The following is a 15,840-nucleotide window of genomic DNA, read 5'->3' as shown; positions in this document are numbered from 1 at the left end:
CGACAATCCTGGCGGTTAGTCGGCGACGGCGCTGGTGTCGGCCAACGTCGAGACGTCAGGCGCTTCCTTGATCAAACCCATCTGCAGCAGAAGCTCGCCAGCGGTCTTGGAAAAGTCCTGGAATTCCTTGGTGAAGAACTGCTTGTTTTCAGCCTTGTCGGCCCATTTCAGGTATTTGGCCGACTCTTCGAATTCCTTGGCCGACTGCTTCACGTCGGCACCCATCGTCTCATAGGATTTCGCCGGATCGCTCTTGATCAGGTCGAGTGCCTCGAAATAGCTGTCGGCAAGCGCCTTGCCCGCATCCGGATTGGCCTTGAGGAACTCCGGCGTGCAGCCGACCGTATCGAGCACCATCGGATAGTCGAGAGTGGTGACAAGGATATGGCCCTGGTCGGACTTTTCGCGCACCGCCGAGATGAACGGCTCATAGGTGACCGCCGCATCGTTCTGGCCGGCGAGAAACGCCTGCGCCGCCGCATCCGGCTCCAGGTTGACGACCGTCACGTCCTTGGTCGACATGCCGTTCTTGTTGAGCACCCAGGCCAGCATGAAATAGGGCGAGGTGCCCGGCGCCGAAGACGCGACCGACTTACCTTTGAGATCGGCGACGGTCTTGATGTCGTTGCGGGCGACGATGCCGTCGGCGCCGTAGGATTTGTCGAGCTGGAATATTTGCTTGGTCGTCACGCCATTGGCGTTCCAGACCAGCCAGGTCTCGACCGTGGTGGCGGCGCATTGCAGGTCGCCGCTGGCGATGGCGAGCGGCCGGCTGGCTTGCGGCACCTTCTTCAAGGTGACGTCGAGGCCGTGCTTTTCGAAGATGCCGGCCTGCTTGGCGAGCGTCAGCGGCGCAAAGCCGGTCCACCCACTGATGCCGATGCTGACCGATGTGGCGGCCATCGCCGGCGCGGACAATCCGACGGCAAGCGTCAAGCTTGCGGCAAGAATTCCAATCCTGTTCATGTCGGTTCCCCTTTAATGTGTTCGGATGCGGAATTGTGTCACAGACGCCCGCAGGCTTGTCAATGAAGCAGATGCTGCACTGCGGTATGTCACCATCGACAGCAAACTCCGCCATCAGCGGCTGTCGTACATCCAGCTGCGGTCGCGCCACATTTTTTCGCCGACTAGGCAGTCGGTGACGGGGATGTCCTGTGCCAGCACCAATGGCGGATGCGCCGCCTCTTCCGCCGCTCGCTGCGGCGAGGCCGGACCGGCAAGCTCCAGCACCAGCTTGCGACGGATGGCCTCCGGAAACTGCGTCCAGTCATTGACCGGGATCATGAAGGAGCCCGGCCCGCCGATGACGCAGTCGCTGTAGTAGCGGTCGAGATTGTTGACATCGTAAGCGCTGCTGAACCCGCCCCTGGTCATCAGCGGCAGGCCGTTGACGGTGATGCCTTGCTTGATCACGGCGTCGCGGGTGATATCGACAGGTGCGCCCTGGTTGTTGGGGCCGTCACCCGAAATGTCGATCACCCGCTTGACGCCCTGGAAGCCGCTTTCAGCAAAGAGATCGCTGGCGAATTCCAGCGCGCCGGAGATCGAGGTGCGCCTGGCACTGGCCGGCGGATGAGCGGAAAGCTGCGCTGCCAGCCGCTCGGCGTCGGCACGATTGGCGATCACCGTCCACGGCACCACGACCTGCTGCCAGGTCGCGCCAGCCCATTCGACATAGGTGACGGCAATCTTGCCATGAGCGCCTTCGCCGATTGCCTGCAGGACATAGTCATGCGTCAGCGCCGCCGCGTAGCCATGACGCTGGATTTCGAGCTCGTCCGGCGACATGGACAGCGAAACGTCGACTGCCAGCACCAGTTCGACGTCGACCGGCTCGGCGGCGCGGGAGTTTGCAGTCAGCCATAGCACCGACGCCAGCGCGGCGGCACCCGAGACGAGATGTCTTGCACGGGCAAAACCAGACATGCCGCACGGTAAGCGAAAATCGCCGATCGACAAAGAGAAAAGCCCGGTGAAGAGCCGGGCTCATCCGGTCACATTCTTGCGAACCGCCGGAAAGCGAATTTCATTTGTAGATGCGGTGCCCGCCCCGTCCCCGCCACTCCACGGCCTTCTCGACATCCGTCTCGGAGAATGGGTCCGGCTTCGGTTTTCTAGCACCGACTCCGCGCGCTGCCCTCCAGTTCGGCTTGAATGACGGCGGAAGCCACAACAGAATACCTGCAACCGCGGCAGGCAAGATGATCGCAAAACGCAGAATTGAAAGTACGATGCCGCACATGCCGACGATCTGCGCGGCCCGGCGGACGCCGAAGCGTCTCAGGAACAAATGTCTTGCAATCACGCCGCCATCCAGATCGTAGGCGGGCAGGATGTTGAGAATGATAAGTGACATGTTCAATAATGCGCCAATCCAAAGCGTCCATTCCAGAGGACCGGCCGACCTTGACGGCAGCCACCCGAATGGCCTTTCGGGCGCAACTGGGATGAGTTCTCCAAAAACCAGATAATAGGCCGCATCGAAAAACGCGGCGAGCGCGACGTTCGCCAGGGGACCCGCTATCGCAATCCGCGCCCAGGCAGGCGATGGCGCTGCGGCGCGTTTGAAACGCGTGAGCCCGCCGAAGAGATATAATTCTATCCTGTCGGTGGCGACGCCTTGTCGGCGTCCGATCCAGGCGTGTGCCAGTTCGTGCAGAAATATCGACGCAAACAGAAGCGCTGCAAAGATAGAGGTATGGATCAGTGCATCCTTGGGTCGGCTCGCCCACTCGTTCAGGAAGGGCAGCACAATGGGAATTGCGAAGGTCCAGCTGACGCGAACCGGGATATTCCGGTTCAGCTGAAACACAAGCGCATCGTTTTTTCTGTCCCAGCCGATCCGCCGCAAAGGCACCCCCCAATCGCAGCGCGACGGTAAGCGAGAATCATCGCTCCACAAAGCGAAAAACCCGACGATGAATCGGGCTTCTGCATTCAGGTCCTGCTCGGCTTGCCTGTGTGGAGAATCGGCAGGCAAGCAACGTTTAGCTGCGCGGATTGACGTTCTCCGGGTCGTAGAGCGGCCTGTAACCGACGGCGGCCACTTCGACCGGGTACTTCTCGCCGAAATATTCGACGCTCAGCTTGCGGCCCTCCTGGCAATACGCCCAGGGCAGGTAGGCGAGCGCGATGTTCTTGCCGAGGGTCGGACCATAGGCCACCGAGGTCGTGAAGGAGCGTCGGCCGAGCTCGTCGACGAGCGTCTCACCGGTTTGCGGGTCCATCACCGGCATCGTGCCGACCGGATAGCGGAGAACGCCATCGGAATCGGTATTGTCCGTCATGATAAGCGTGCAAAGCATGGCCGGCTGATGCACCCGGGCGCGATATTCCAGATGCTTTGCCTTGCCGCAGAAATCGGCCTCCTTGACTTTCGGACGGGCAAGGTCGGCTTCCAGCAGATTGTATTCGGTCAACAGGTCCGCATTCTGCAGGCGCAGGCTCTTCTCCATGCGGCGGCTGTTTGCATAGGTCTCGACGCCAAAGGCCATCACGCCGGTCGACCGCAGCGCGTCCCAGACAGCCAGACCGTCCTCGTAGCGCATATGTAGTTCCCAGCCTTGCTCGCCGACATAGGAGATGCGGAAGGCGGTCACGTCCTTGCCGGCGATCCTGACGGGCTTGATCGCGGCAAAGGGAAAATTCTCCGGCGTCAGCCCGTCGGGGTTTTCCACGCACTTGCTCAATGTCGCCCGCGCGTTCGGACCCCAGATGCCGACGGTCACATATCTCTCGGTCACATCGGTGACGCTAACGTCGAAGCCTTTGTCCTCTGCCGTCCGGCGCATGTACTGGAAGTCGCGCGGCCCGGCATCGGCGCCGTCGATGACGCGGCAGCGGTCGGCCATGCGGATGACGGTCAGGTCGGCGCGCACCATGCCTTCCTCGTCGAGGAAATGGGTATAGATGCCCTTGCCGATATTGCCGTCACCGCCGATCTTTGCCGCGCACAGCCATTCCATCAGCGCGACATGGTCCGGGCCTTCCACGTCGTACATGGCGAAATGCGACAGATTGACAATGCCGCAATCCTCGCTCATCGCGAGATGCTCGGCGTTCGAGACGCGCCAGAAGTGGCGGTTATCCCATTCGTTTTGGCGCACCGGCACCCGGTTGCCGTATTTCTCGAGCAGATGCTCGTTGGCGGCGTAGCCATGGGCGCGCTCCCAGCCGCCGAGCTCCATGAAATAGCCGCCGAGTTCCTTCTCGCGCTCCCAGAAGGGCGAGCGGCGGACATTGCGAGCCTTGGAGAAGGGCTCGCGCGGATGGACCGCCGGGTTGTAGACCTTCATCGCGGTTTCGGTGCAGCGATCCCAGATGAACTGTTCTTTCGTCTGGTGCGGATAGAAACGCGAATAGTCGATGGCGTGGTGGTCGATCGCCGTGCGGCCGTCCGTCATCCAGTCGGCGATGAGCTTGCCCATGCCGGGGCCGTCCTTGACCCAGATCGCAACGGCATACCATAGGCCCCTGACCTTCTGGCTTTCGCCCATCGAGGGGCCGCCGTCCGCCGTCACCTGCAATAGGCCGTTGAAGGAATGGCTCTCATTGTAGCCCAGCTCGCCCAGGATCGGCGTCAGTTCCATGGCGCGCTCGAGCGGCGCCAGGATTTGTTCCATGTCGAGATCGCGTTGCGACGGCGAAAGCCGCGCCTCGTTTTTCTCGAGAATATCGCGCGGATGGCAAAGGCGCGGATTGGTCTCTTCGTAATAACCCCATTCGATCTGCCCGCCTTCGGCGGTCTTGGGGTCGCCGGTATCGCGCATGTAAGCCGAGTTGCCCTGGTCGCGCAGCAGCGGCCAGCCGATCTCCTTGCCGGTGCCGGCGAACTCGGTGTACGGCCCGAAGAAGGTAAGCGGATGGTCGATCGGCATGACCGGCAGGTCCTCGCCCGCCATTTCCGCGATCAGCCGTCCCCAGATGCCGGTGCAGACCACGACATAGTCGGCCTCGATGGTGCCGCGGTCGGTCACCACGCCCTTGATGCGGCCGTTCTCGATGACGAGCGACCTGGCCGACGTATTGGCAAACGCCCTGAGTTTGCCGGAAGCTTCCGCCTGATCGACAAGCTTGCCGGCGACGGTCTGCGAGCGCGGGATGACGAGGCCGGCGTCGGGATCCCACAGGCCGCCCTGTACCATCTGTTCTTCGATCAGCGGGAATTTTTCCTTGATCTCGGCGGGATCGATCAGGCGGGCGCGTGTGCCGAAGGCCTTCGCCGAGGCGATCTTGCGCTTGATCTCCGCCATGCGGGCGTCGTCGCCGACGCGGGCGACCTCGAGGCCGCCGATCCGCGCGTAGTGACCCATCTTTTCGTAGAAATCGATGGAATAGAGCGTCGTCCAGCACGACAGGAAATCATGGCTGGTCGTGTAGCAGAAGTCGGAAGCGTGCGCCGTCGAGCCGATATCCGTCGGGATGCCCGATTTGTCGATGCCGACAATATCGTCCCATCCGCGCTCGATCAGGTGATGGGCGACCGATGCGCCGACGATGCCGCCCAGCCCGACGATGACGACCTTCGCCTTTTCCGGAAACCCTGCCATTGCCCGCGACTCCAAGATGCTATTGCGAGCAGACTATAGGGCGGCGCGGCGCCGCGCTTGCAGCCTGTTTGCGACATCGCCAAAAAAGCCCGCGCCACCAGCCCGTCGAATGCAGTTAGACCTACGCCTTCGCCCTGCTCGGTACGAAGACGCTGCTAGAGCCCGTCCTGCGCAGCTTCGAAGAAAAATGCATACCTTCATCGCCGATTACCGGAAGCAAATAAAAGGCCGGGTGTTTGCCCGGCCTTCAAAAATCATGGCGTCGACTTTACTTGATGCGCGCGACGCCGCCCGAGATCTCGATCGTCTCCGAACCGGTCAGCGCCTCGAGGTCGCCATTCGGCAAGGTAACAAAACAGCCGCTCGGGCAAAATTCCACGGTTTCGCCAGCGGCCAGCGCCAGCTCGGTCTTGCCGCCGCCTTCCGTCACGATCAGCGTGCGGGTCTCGGCGTCCTTGTTAACCGCGCTGGCGGCATGGGCCGAGCCGCCCACGGCCAGAAAAGCGACGGCGGCGACGAGAGACTTCCACATTTTGCAGTATCGGTGTTGCCACCGCCTCTGTTGCATTTCGCAAGGCATTCTCGCCGTTTGCAGGTGAGCTTATATGCAATGCAAGCTGAACGGCAACTGAATGCCGCATTCATGCCGCAATTGGTTTCCGAAGGCTTGAAGGCAAGCTCCAATCAGCTAGTCAGGATCGGGCTTCCGTACCTTGCGTCCCGACTTGGCGAGACGTTTCGCCTCGACCGCCGCTAGGGCTTTTGCTTGTTCCCGCTCGGCGAATTCGACTTCGATCTTGTCGTCGTCGATCGGCCACGCCTCGTGCTTTTTGATCTCGACGACGGCGCGCGGTGTCGACGGAATTTCGATATGCTGGTCGGCGAACACATCGAAGATGGAAAAGCGGATGTCGTTCTGGACGATATTGCCACTAAGAACGTCTGCCAGGAATACGCGGATCTCGAATTCGAGCGCGGCCGGGCCGAAATTGGAAAACAGCACAAAGGGTTCCGGGTTCTTCAGCACCAGCGGATGGCTGCGTGCGATCTCCAACAGAACGCCATGCACGTGCTTGACGTCGCTGCCATAGGCAACGCCGACCTTGATGTCGACGCGGCCGAGCTTGTTGCGGTGCGTCCAGTTGCCGACCGCATTGTTGATCAGGTTTGAATTGGGCAGGATCACCGATTGCCGTTGGAACGTCTCGATCTCGGTGGCGCGCACGCTGATCTTCTTGACCGTGCCGCTGATGTCGCCGGCGACGATCCAGTCGCCGACCTTGAACGGCCGCTCGGCCAACAGGATCAGGCCCGACACGAAATTCGAGACGACATTCTGCAAGCCGAAACCGATGCCGAGGGACAGGGCGCCGGCGACCAGCGCGAGATTGGAGAGGTCGATACCGGCCGCCGAGATGCCGACCAGTGCCGCGACCGCGACACCGGCATAACCGACCGCCAGCCGGATCGAATTGCGCACGCCGGTGTCAACCCGGCCGCGCGCCATCACCGAGCCGTCGAGCCAGCCCTGGAACCAGCGCGTCAGGAAATAGCCAATGATGAAGACGACGACGCCGGTGAGAATGCCGGTGACCGAGATCGTCACCGAGCCGATGGTGAGGCCGGTCGCCAGCTTGTAGGCCCAGGCCTGGATGTCGCCGGGCTGGAAGCCCCACATCAACAGGATCAGCGGCAGGAACACCAGCACAATCATGATGTTGATGGCGGCGCTGACGACAAGCCCGAGCTGGTCGAGGGCGGTCTCTTCGTAGCTTGAATTGGCCGCTAGCCAGCGCCCGATCGAAGTTTTGGCGAAACCGCCTTCCTCGCCGATCGCTCGCGCCGACAGGAAGCCGATATAGGCGGTGACCAGGATGGTGCCGGTGACCACGACCTGCAGCGAGACGAAAATTGCAAGGCCGATATAGCCAAGCAGTGCCGATGCGATGGTGAATAGGCCTAGCGCGACGGCGGTGTAGCGCAGCCACGCCGGCCACGGGCGCCAGCTTCCGTCGGGGGCCTTGAACGGCTTCAGCAGGCCCATAAGGATCAGGATGATGCCGACGACGATGGTGGCGATGAAGCTTCTGGCGATGGTCAGCGACAGTGGCGAGCCCATCTTGTCGTTGACGACAGACAGGAAGTTGTTGCTGCCGATGACGACAGCCATGGCGGTCGTCAGCCGCACCAGCCAGCGCGCCGGGCCGGTTTCGACCGGGATCAAACGCCAGTTCGGCAGTCGGGGCTCGAGCGCTGCGTTGGTCAGGCGGTTGACGCAGAACACCACCGCGATAACGGCAACCAGCGAATTCAGGAAGATGCCGATGTCACCGCGTAAAACATTGTAATAATCGAAGAAGAAGATCGTCGAGACAAGGAAGGCGCCGACCGCCAGCGTCGGCAGCAACGTCGACCAGAACGCCACCGACAGGCGGCTGAGATAAGAGGGGTCCTCGACGGAGGGATCCGCTTCGAAGACGCGGCCGAACAGGCGTCGGCCGCCGATAAAAAGCACTGCAGCGAATGCGAGCGCCATCAAAGTCGCGGCAAGAATGGCCTGGAACTTGAACTTGAAGGCGAAACTCAGCCAGGACGAGACCGCCTTATAGAAGCCGGAAAACTCAGCGTTGGCGTCGGAAAAGACTTCGGGGCTAAGCGCATCGGACAGCACGTAGCGTTTGGTAAGCACATTGCGGAACAGCTCGCTGCGCATGTTGCCGATCTTCTCGATCAGCCCACTGATGCGGATCGACAGGTTCTGCGCGCTGGCAATAACGGCGTTGATCTCGGCTTTTTCGGAAGCCAAGGCCTGGCGTTCACCGGTTACGATGTCTGGCTCGGCCGGCTGGCCCGCGGCCGGCGGAGGTCCCAGCATCTCAATCCGATCGTTGATATCGCCGAGACGCGATCGGAACGCTAGCGCGCTGGTGAGCGCCGCCCGCGACAGATCCTCCAATTGCAGACGGATTTCCACGAGGGTGGCATCGTCTTGGCCGTCCTGCTGTATCTTCTTCTCGAGACCGTCGGTTTTGGCCGTCAGACTCTGGATGACCTTCTGCTGGTCTGCGATCAACCCGGCGGCGCCCTGCCCGAGTGCCTGCGCCATAGCAACGAGCGACGGCGGCGCCGAGACAACAAGCGCAAGAATCAAGACCAGGCGGAATAAACGAAAGAACATGATTTTTCTGGCGACTCGCGGGCGGCATCGGCAGTTTTGAAGCACGTCCTTGATAAAGAGGCTCATATCACGGGGCAAGTCATCCCAGGCGTCTCGTTTTTCGAAGTCCCGCCAATCGAAGTCGGCCAATCCAATCGAAGTCGGCCAAATCCAATCGAAGTCGGGGAGTCGAAAAGCGATGGCGCAATCTTGGCTTTGCGTTTGCAGCCTGCTCTATACTCTGCCGTAAAGCCTGAAATGGATGACAATAAGAATGGCGGAATATTCGGCCTTTTCGCTTCTCAAGAACGCGCTGACCGGAAACAAGGACTGGAGGCCGGCCTGGCGCAAGCCCGACCCGAAAGCGTCCTACGACGTGATCGTGATCGGCGGCGGCGGCCATGGCCTGTCGACCGCCTACTATCTCGCCAAGGAGCACGGCATCACAAATGTCGCGGTGCTGGAGAAGGGCTGGCTCGGCTCCGGCAATGTCGGCCGCAACACCACGGCGGTCCGTTCCAACTATCTCCTGCCGGCCAACACGCGTTTCTACGAACATTCGATGAAGCTGTGGGAGAACCTGGCCCATGACCTCAACTACAACGTCATGTTCTCGCAGCGCGGCTGCCTGAACCTCGCCCACACACCTGCTCAGCTCGACGACTATGCCCGGCGCGGAAACGCCATGCGCCATCTCGGCGTTGACGCCGAACTGATGACCACGGCCGAAATCGCGCGCCTGGTGCCGGCGCTCGACGTCTCGGCCACCGCGCGTTTCCCGATCGTCGGTGGCCTGATGCAGCGGCGCGCCGGCACCGCCCGCCACGACGCCGTCGCCTGGGGCTATGCGCGCGGCGCAGATCGCCGCGGCGTCGACATCATCGAAAATTGCGAGGTCACCGGCTTCCTGCGCGACGGCGACCGCATCATCGGCGTCACGACAACGCGCGGCGAAATCCGCGCAAAAAAGGTAGCGGTCGCGGTTGCCGGCAGCACCGGGCGGGTCATGCGGCTTGCCGGCATCGAGACGATGCCGATCGAGAGCCACGTGCTGCAGGCCTTCGTCACGGAATCGCTAAAACCGTTCATCGATACGGTCCTGACCTTCGGCATGGGCCATTTTTATATGTCGCAATCTGACAAGGGCGGGCTTGTCTATGGCGGCGATCTCGACGGCTACAACAGCTACGCCCAACGCGGCAGCCTGCCTATCGTCGATGAGGTGATGAGCGAGATGCTGGCGCTGTTCCCTGGGCTGGCCCGTGTCCGCATGCTGCGCTCATGGGGCGGCGTCTGCGACATGTCGATGGACGGCTCGCCAATCATCACCACCGGTCCGCTGCCGGGCATGTATCTCAACTGCGGCTGGTGCTATGGCGGCTTCAAGGCGACGCCGGCTTCCGGCTGGTGCTTTGCCTGGACCATTGCCAAGGACGAGCCGCACGGTCTCAACGCGGCCTTCACGCTCGACCGCTTTTACCGTGGCATGGTGATCGACGACAAGGGCCAGGGCGCCACGCCCCGGCTGCATTAGGCCATGATCCCGAAAAGTGGAAACCGGTTTTCGGACAAGATCATGGTCAAACGAGAAGTTTAAGAGATCCATGCTCATCACCTGCCCCTATTGCGGCCCCCGCGACGTGATCGAATTCACCTATCAGGGCGACGGCAACCGCCAGCGCCCACAGCCCGCCTCGCAGAACCTCGACGCCTGGAACGCCTATGTCTACGACCGGCTTAACCCGGCCGGCGACCACAATGAGATCTGGCAGCATTCCGGCGGCTGCCGCGCCCATCTCAGGGTCGTGCGCAACACGCTGACGCACGAGATCTCCAGCACCGCGTTCGCGCGCGGCGACCACAACTCGGTTGCGCGGCACCGGGCCGAGGACAAGCCATGAGCCCGCGCCGTACCGAGGCCGGCGGCCGCATCGACCGGCTGCGGACCATCCGTTTCACCTTCGACGGCGCGCCTTATACCGGCCATGCCGGGGACACGCTGGCTTCGGCGCTGCTGGCCAACGGCGTCACCCTGTTTGGGCGTTCGTTCAAATATCACCGCCCGCGCGGCGTGCTGACCGCCGGCGTCGAGGAACCGAACGCGCTGGTCACAGTGTTGAGGGGCGAGGTTCGCGAGCCGAACATCCCCGCCACAATGGTCGAAATTTATGACGGGCTGGCCGCAGTCAGCCAGAACCGCTTCCCTTCGCTTGCCTGGGACGTCAGTGCCGTGAACCAGCTCGGCGGCAAGCTTTTGTCGGCCGGCTTCTACTACAAAACCTTCATGGGACCGGTGATCGGTCCGCTGAAGGGCACTCGCTTCTGGATGTTCTGTGAGCATTTCATCCGCCGTGCCGCCGGCCTGGGCAAGGCAGGCACGGCTCCCGATACGGCGCGCTACGAACGTATGAACGCGTTTTGCGATGTGCTGGTGGTCGGCTCCGGCCCGGCGGGGCTGATGGCCGCCAGGGCGGCTGCCGATCAGGGTGCACGCGTCATCCTGGCCGAGCTCGAGCCGCATTTCGGCGGCTCGGCCAATTGGTCGCGCGAGACGATCGATGGCATGCCGGCCGCCGACTGGGCAGCGCGCGCCGCCGGTCAGCTTGAAGGCCGTGATAATATCCGCCTTTTGCCGCGCACTACTGTCTGGGGTTATTATGACGGCAACACGCTTGCCGCGCTCGAACGTGTCACCGACCACAAGGAAAAGGCCGGCAAGGGCGAGCCGCGCCATCGCTATTGGACGATCCGCGCCAAGTCGGTGGTGCTGGCCACCGGCTCCCTGGAGCGTCCGCTGGTCTTTCCGGGCAACGATCGGCCAGGCGTGATGCTGGCGCATGCTGCCGAGCGTTTTGCCAATGAATATGGCGTGCTGCCGGGCGACAGGGTCGCGCTGTTCACCAACAATGACAGCGCCTATCGCTCCGCGCTTGCGCTGAAGAAGGCCGGCGCCGTCGTCGTCGCCATCGTCGACGTGCGCCCAGAACTTTCGAGCGAAATGCGCAAGCTGGCCGGCGAAGCGGAGGCCGAGATCCTTTCTGGCCACGCGGTAATCGCCACCGAGGGCGGCAAGGCGCTTTCCGGCTTCAAGGTGCAGCGCTTCGACATGGTCAACGGCGCGCTTTCCGGCGAAGCGCGCAGCATCCACGCCGATTGCCTGCTGATGTCGGGCGGATGGTCGCCGACCATTCATCTGGCCAGCCAGGCCGGCGCGAGAGCGGAATGGAACGAAGCATTGCAAGCGTTCCTGCCGCCCAAGCCGACGACGCGGCAATGGATCGGCGCCGGCGCCTTCACCGGCAGTTTCTCCACCGCCGAGGCGATCGCCGAAGGCCGCGCCGCCGGCCTTTCCGCAGCGGGCGCAACCGCCACGCCGGCGGCCTTGCCTGCCGTCGAGGCAGCACCTGGCGATCCCGATCCGGCGCCGGTGCTCGAGATCAAGGCCAAGGGAAAGAGTTTCGTCGACTTCCAGCATGACGTGACGGCGGATGACGTGCGGCTGGCGCATCGCGAAGGCTTCGTCTCGGTCGAGCATCTGAAGCGCTACACCACGCTCGGCATGGCAACCGACCAGGGCAAGAGCTCCAACATACCCGGCCTCGCCATCATGGCCGAGGCGCTCGGCAAGCCGATCCCAGAGGTCGGCACGACGCGCTTTCGCCCGCCCTTTTCGGCGGTGTCGATCGGCTCGCTAGCCGCCGAACGCTTCGGCGATCTGAAGCCCGAGCGGCTGACGCCGATGCATGACTGGCACGTCGCCAACGGCGCCACCATGTATTCCGCCGGCCTGTGGTATCGGCCGATGATCTACGGCCATCCCGGCGAGACGATCGAGCAGGCCTATGTGCGCGAAGCGAGAGCCACGCGCGAGAGCGCCGGCATCGTCGATGTCTCGACACTGGGCAAGATCGCGGTGCAAGGCCCCGACGCGGCGGAATTCCTCGACCGCGTCTACACCAACGTGTTTTCGACGCTGGCCGTCGGCAAGGCGCGTTATGGGCTGATGCTGCGCGAGGACGGTCTCGCCTTTGACGACGGCACCACATGGCGGCTCGGCGAGCAGGATTTCCTGATGACCACCACCACCGCCAATGCCGGCAAGGTGATGCAGCATCTGGAATATTTCCTCGACGTGATCTGGCCGGAGCTGAAAGTCCACGTCGCCTCGGTCACCGACCAATGGGCCGGTGCCGCCATCGGTGGGCCGAAGGCAAGGCAGATACTGGCTGCTTGCGTCAGCGGCACCGCCGTCGACAATGCCGCCCTGCCCTTCATGGGCATCGTCCACGGCGAAATCGCCGGCGTGCCGGTGATGATCTGCCGGCTGTCCTTCTCCGGCGAAATGGCCTTCGAGGTCTATTCCGGCGCCGGCTACGGCACCCATGTTTGGGAGGCGCTGATCGAAGCCGGCAAGCCGTTCGGGCTGGTGACCTACGGGCTGGAGGCGCTGGGCACCATGCGCATCGAGAAAGGCCACGTCACCGGTGCCGAGATCGACGGCCGTACCACGGCACGCGACCTGCATCTCGACTGGATGCTGTCGAAGAAGAAGTCGTTCATCGGCTCGGCGATGATGGATCGCGAGGGGCTGATCGCACCCGACCGCCTGGAACTCGTCGGTATTGTTTCGCTCGACAACCAGCCGCTCAATGGGGGCGCACATATCGTGGAGGAGCTTGACGAAGCCAATCCACACGGCTCGCTTGGCCACATCACCGCCTGCTGCTATTCGCCGGCGCTCGGCAAATATATCGCGCTTGCCCTGGTCAAGGGCGGCAAGGCGCGGCGCGGCTCGCGTGCCTACGTTTCCGATCCGTTGCGCAACCGGTTCGGGCCGGTCGAGATCGTCTCCAACCATTTCTTCGATCCGGACGGGAGCCGCATGCATGGTTGAACGCCAATCACCGCTTGAGCCGGTGCTGCATCCGGGCTCGCATGGCAATTTCGAGCATGGTGTCGAAATCATCCTCTCCGAAACCAGGCCGGGTTCGATCCTGCAGCTCGCCGCCTGGCCCGGCGAGGAGAAGACGTTGATGGCCGGCATCCATGCGGTCACCGGCCTGGCTTTGCCCGACGGCGCCGGTGGCGGTGTGACGAACGGCGCCAGGTCGGTGTTCGGCTTTGCGCCGGGAAAGTTCACTGTGGTCGATGAAGCCGAGGGATTGGCGCCGGCCTTTGCCGATGTCGTCACTTCGGCCATCGGTACGGTGACCGACCTTTCGCACGGCCGCACCGCGATCCGTATCGCCGGGCCGAAGGCCGAGTGGGTGCTGGCGAAATTCTTCGCAATCGACTTCGCGCTGCCGGCCTTCCCGATCGGCGCCGGCCGCTCGACCATGCATCACGACATCTTCGCGCAAATCCAGCGCACCGGCGCCGATCAGTTCGACATCTATGTGTTCCGCTCGTTTGCCCGCTCGTTCTGGAAAGCGCTCTGCCATGCGAGCGAGGAAGTCGGCTACGAAGTGCAGTAGAGCCGGACGGCGCTTCACGTCACTCCGCGAACGTCACCCACTCTTCCAGCGGCGCGCGGTCGGTGCGGAAGGCATTTTCGGGCTTGGACGTATCCTCATGGCCGAGCGCCATGCCGCAGACGACGATCTCCTCGTCGGGAATGTTGAGCACCGGCCTGATCTGCCGGTGATAGGGCGCGAAGGCGGCTTGCGGACAGGTGTGCAGGCCCCTGCCCCGCGCGGCGACCATGATGTTTTGCAGGAACATGCCGTAGTCGATCCACGACCCCTTGTTCAGCCGCCGGTCGACGGTGAAGATCATGCCGACAGGCGCATCGAAGAAGACGAAGTTGCGGTCGTGCTGCGCACGCATCCTGTCGACCTCGCGCCGGCCAATGCCGAGCACGCCGTAGAGGCCGAAGCCGTTGGCGCGCCGTCGCGTCAGATAGGGTTCGAAGAACTGGTCGGGATAGTAGCGGTACTCGTCCCACTCGGCCTTTTCGGCGCGGATGCCCGAGCTGAGGATGGCGTCGGTGATGCGCTGCTTGACCTCGCCCTTGGTCACATAGACCTTCCAGGGTTGCATATTGGTGCCTGAGGGCGCGCGCGCGGAAACGGCGAGAATATCGCGGATGGTCTCGTCGTCGACCATATCGGGCAAGAAGGCGCGTACCGACCGCCGCGAGGTGATCGCGTCATCGACGATCGCCGCCGCAATCCGGGAGTTGTTTTCCAGCATGGGCCGTCCTTTTGCGTATGATCCCGAACCCGATTTTCCGGAAGGATCATGCGCCGACTAGAAGTGATGGAGCATCCTTGCGCGTCTTTTTGAACGCCCGATAGCCTACCCGCCTCGACCGGACGCCCCACTCGCCGCTCGTGCGCCGAGCCTTTGCCCGAACCGTCAAAATGGCGCAAGTAAATCTTGTGATTTCGTGAAAATCCTCTTGATTTTTTCATGAACCCGCCATCAAATGAAATTTGCTGGGAATTTTTCACCAAGACAGGGATGGCTTTGCCCTCAACCGCCGCCAGATCGGAACAGGACAGCGGCGAACGGCTGCTGGCCGGCGACATTCGCGCGTTGCGCAAGGCGCGCGGCCTGACGCTTGCCGAAATCGCACTGAAGCTCGGCCGTTCCGTCGGCTGGGTCAGCCAGGTCGAGCGCGGTCTGTCGGTCCCGTCGCTCGGCGATCTCAGGGCCTTCGCCGAATTGTTCGGCGTGCCGGTCAGCCTGTTCTTCAGCCATGACGTACCTGTCGAGACCGAGCGCGGCGTGGTCGTGCGCGCCGGCAACCGGCGCACGCTTGGCACAAGCGATTCCGGCCTGGTGGAGGAGCTTCTGTCGCCCGATCTCGGCGGTAGCTTCGAGATGCTGCGTTCGGTCTTCGCCCCGGGTGCCGAGCTGCAGACCGAGTCGCGCCGGCCGACCGAGGAAGCCGGCTACGTCGCTTCCGGCAGTTTCGACATCGAAATTGCCGGCGTGTGGCACCGGCTTGGCGAAGGCGATTCCTTCCGCTTCGACGGCAAGCCGTTCCGCTGGCGCAATCCTGGAGCGGAACCGGCTGTGGTGATCTGGGTGGTTTCGCCGCCCGTCTATTGAACGAATGCATGTCGCCCAAAAGTGCGTGGCGGTTTTGGGACAACGACATGCATCAAAACAAATAGTCGGAGAAGA

At 62.7% G+C, this 15,840-nt stretch carries 12 protein-coding genes; 5 read left to right on the top strand and 7 right to left on the bottom strand.

The genetic code is table 11. The features are described from left to right. Positions 1–15 precede the first annotated feature (15 nt). The 6 genes from NKH93_RS14265 to NKH93_RS14240 all read right to left on the bottom strand — a co-directional run bounded on the left by NKH93_RS14265 (position 16) and on the right by NKH93_RS14240 (position 8,730). Positions 16–966, bottom strand: a complete 951-nt coding sequence (locus tag NKH93_RS14265) for an ABC transporter substrate-binding protein (protein ID WP_352452114.1) — start codon at positions 964–966, stop codon at positions 16–18. Positions 967–1,080: 114 nt separating this feature from the next. Next, positions 1,081–1,929, bottom strand: coding sequence for a DUF1194 domain-containing protein (locus NKH93_RS14260; protein WP_352970653.1), 849 nt, complete (start codon positions 1,927–1,929; stop codon positions 1,081–1,083). 100 nt (positions 1,930–2,029) lie between these two features. Further along, positions 2,030–2,983 carry a site-2 protease family protein gene (locus NKH93_RS14255; protein ID WP_352970651.1) on the bottom strand — a complete coding sequence of 318 codons (954 nt, stop codon included), beginning with the start codon at positions 2,981–2,983 and terminating at the stop codon, positions 2,030–2,032. Positions 2,984–2,990: 7 nt separating this feature from the next. Continuing rightward, complete coding sequence (locus tag NKH93_RS14250; RefSeq protein WP_352500962.1) at positions 2,991–5,552, bottom strand: GcvT family protein; 2,562 nt, start codon at positions 5,550–5,552, stop codon at positions 2,991–2,993. Positions 5,553–5,820: 268 nt separating this feature from the next. Beyond that, positions 5,821–6,084: a hypothetical protein gene (locus NKH93_RS14245; RefSeq protein ID WP_352452117.1), complete on the bottom strand. Its 264-nt coding sequence runs from the start codon at positions 6,082–6,084 to the stop codon at positions 5,821–5,823. A 156-nt stretch (positions 6,085–6,240) separates the two neighbouring features. Then, entirely contained in the window at positions 6,241–8,730 is a 2,490-nt protein-coding gene (locus NKH93_RS14240; protein ID WP_352970648.1) for a mechanosensitive ion channel family protein, read from the bottom strand. A 253-nt stretch (positions 8,731–8,983) separates the two neighbouring features. Between NKH93_RS14240 and NKH93_RS14235 the strand changes: the two genes are divergently transcribed. From NKH93_RS14235 to NKH93_RS14220, 4 genes are all read left to right on the top strand, one after another. Continuing rightward, positions 8,984–10,243, top strand: a complete 1,260-nt coding sequence (locus tag NKH93_RS14235; protein ID WP_352815802.1) for a sarcosine oxidase subunit beta — start codon at positions 8,984–8,986, stop codon at positions 10,241–10,243. 70 nt (positions 10,244–10,313) lie between these two features. Beyond that, positions 10,314–10,610 (top strand): sarcosine oxidase subunit delta, encoded by a 297-nt coding sequence (locus tag NKH93_RS14230; RefSeq protein WP_023676536.1) that lies wholly within the window; start codon positions 10,314–10,316, stop codon positions 10,608–10,610. Beyond that, the gene (locus NKH93_RS14225) at positions 10,607–13,603 is read left to right on the top strand and encodes a sarcosine oxidase subunit alpha (RefSeq protein WP_352970645.1); all 2,997 of its coding nucleotides are present in this window, start codon (positions 10,607–10,609) and stop codon (positions 13,601–13,603) included. Before NKH93_RS14230 ends, NKH93_RS14225 begins: the two co-directional genes overlap by 4 nt. Next, the gene (locus NKH93_RS14220; protein ID WP_352452120.1) at positions 13,596–14,183 is read left to right on the top strand and encodes a sarcosine oxidase subunit gamma; all 588 of its coding nucleotides are present in this window, start codon (positions 13,596–13,598) and stop codon (positions 14,181–14,183) included. Before NKH93_RS14225 ends, NKH93_RS14220 begins: the two co-directional genes overlap by 8 nt. 19 nt (positions 14,184–14,202) lie before the next feature. On the opposite strand, the gene NKH93_RS14215 is transcribed toward NKH93_RS14220, so the two are convergent. Continuing rightward, positions 14,203–14,901, bottom strand: a complete 699-nt coding sequence (locus tag NKH93_RS14215; RefSeq protein ID WP_352500967.1) for a nitroreductase — start codon at positions 14,899–14,901, stop codon at positions 14,203–14,205. 270 nt (positions 14,902–15,171) lie between these two features. On the opposite strand from NKH93_RS14215, the gene NKH93_RS14210 reads away from it, so the two are divergent. Next, complete coding sequence (locus NKH93_RS14210; protein WP_352500968.1) at positions 15,172–15,765, top strand: helix-turn-helix domain-containing protein; 594 nt, start codon at positions 15,172–15,174, stop codon at positions 15,763–15,765. Positions 15,766–15,840 lie beyond the last annotated feature (75 nt).

It is taken from the genome of Mesorhizobium sp. M0954 (assembly GCF_040319155.1).
GTDB lineage: Bacteria > Pseudomonadota > Alphaproteobacteria > Rhizobiales > Rhizobiaceae > Mesorhizobium.
Note: the sequence above shows the minus strand (reverse complement) of the source record. Positions and strands in the feature narration are given on the sequence as shown.

Coding starts and splice junctions, on each gene's coding strand:
- NKH93_RS14265 (WP_352452114.1), bottom strand. CDS start 966: ATGAACAGGATTGGAATTCTTGCCGCAAGCTTGACGCTTGCCGTCGGA.
- NKH93_RS14260 (WP_352970653.1), bottom strand. CDS start 1,929: ATGTCTGGTTTTGCCCGTGCAAGACATCTCGTCTCGGGTGCCGCCGCG.
- NKH93_RS14250 (WP_352500962.1), bottom strand. CDS start 5,552: ATGGCAGGGTTTCCGGAAAAGGCGAAGGTCGTCATCGTCGGGCTGGGC.
- NKH93_RS14245 (WP_352452117.1), bottom strand. CDS start 6,084: ATGTGGAAGTCTCTCGTCGCCGCCGTCGCTTTTCTGGCCGTGGGCGGC.
- NKH93_RS14240 (WP_352970648.1), bottom strand. CDS start 8,730: ATGTTCTTTCGTTTATTCCGCCTGGTCTTGATTCTTGCGCTTGTTGTC.
- NKH93_RS14235 (WP_352815802.1), top strand. CDS start 8,984: ATGGCGGAATATTCGGCCTTTTCGCTTCTCAAGAACGCGCTGACCGGA.
- NKH93_RS14230 (WP_023676536.1), top strand. CDS start 10,314: ATGCTCATCACCTGCCCCTATTGCGGCCCCCGCGACGTGATCGAATTC.
- NKH93_RS14225 (WP_352970645.1), top strand. CDS start 10,607: ATGAGCCCGCGCCGTACCGAGGCCGGCGGCCGCATCGACCGGCTGCGG.
- NKH93_RS14220 (WP_352452120.1), top strand. CDS start 13,596: ATGGTTGAACGCCAATCACCGCTTGAGCCGGTGCTGCATCCGGGCTCG.
- NKH93_RS14215 (WP_352500967.1), bottom strand. CDS start 14,901: ATGCTGGAAAACAACTCCCGGATTGCGGCGGCGATCGTCGATGACGCG.
- NKH93_RS14210 (WP_352500968.1), top strand. CDS start 15,172: ATGGCTTTGCCCTCAACCGCCGCCAGATCGGAACAGGACAGCGGCGAA.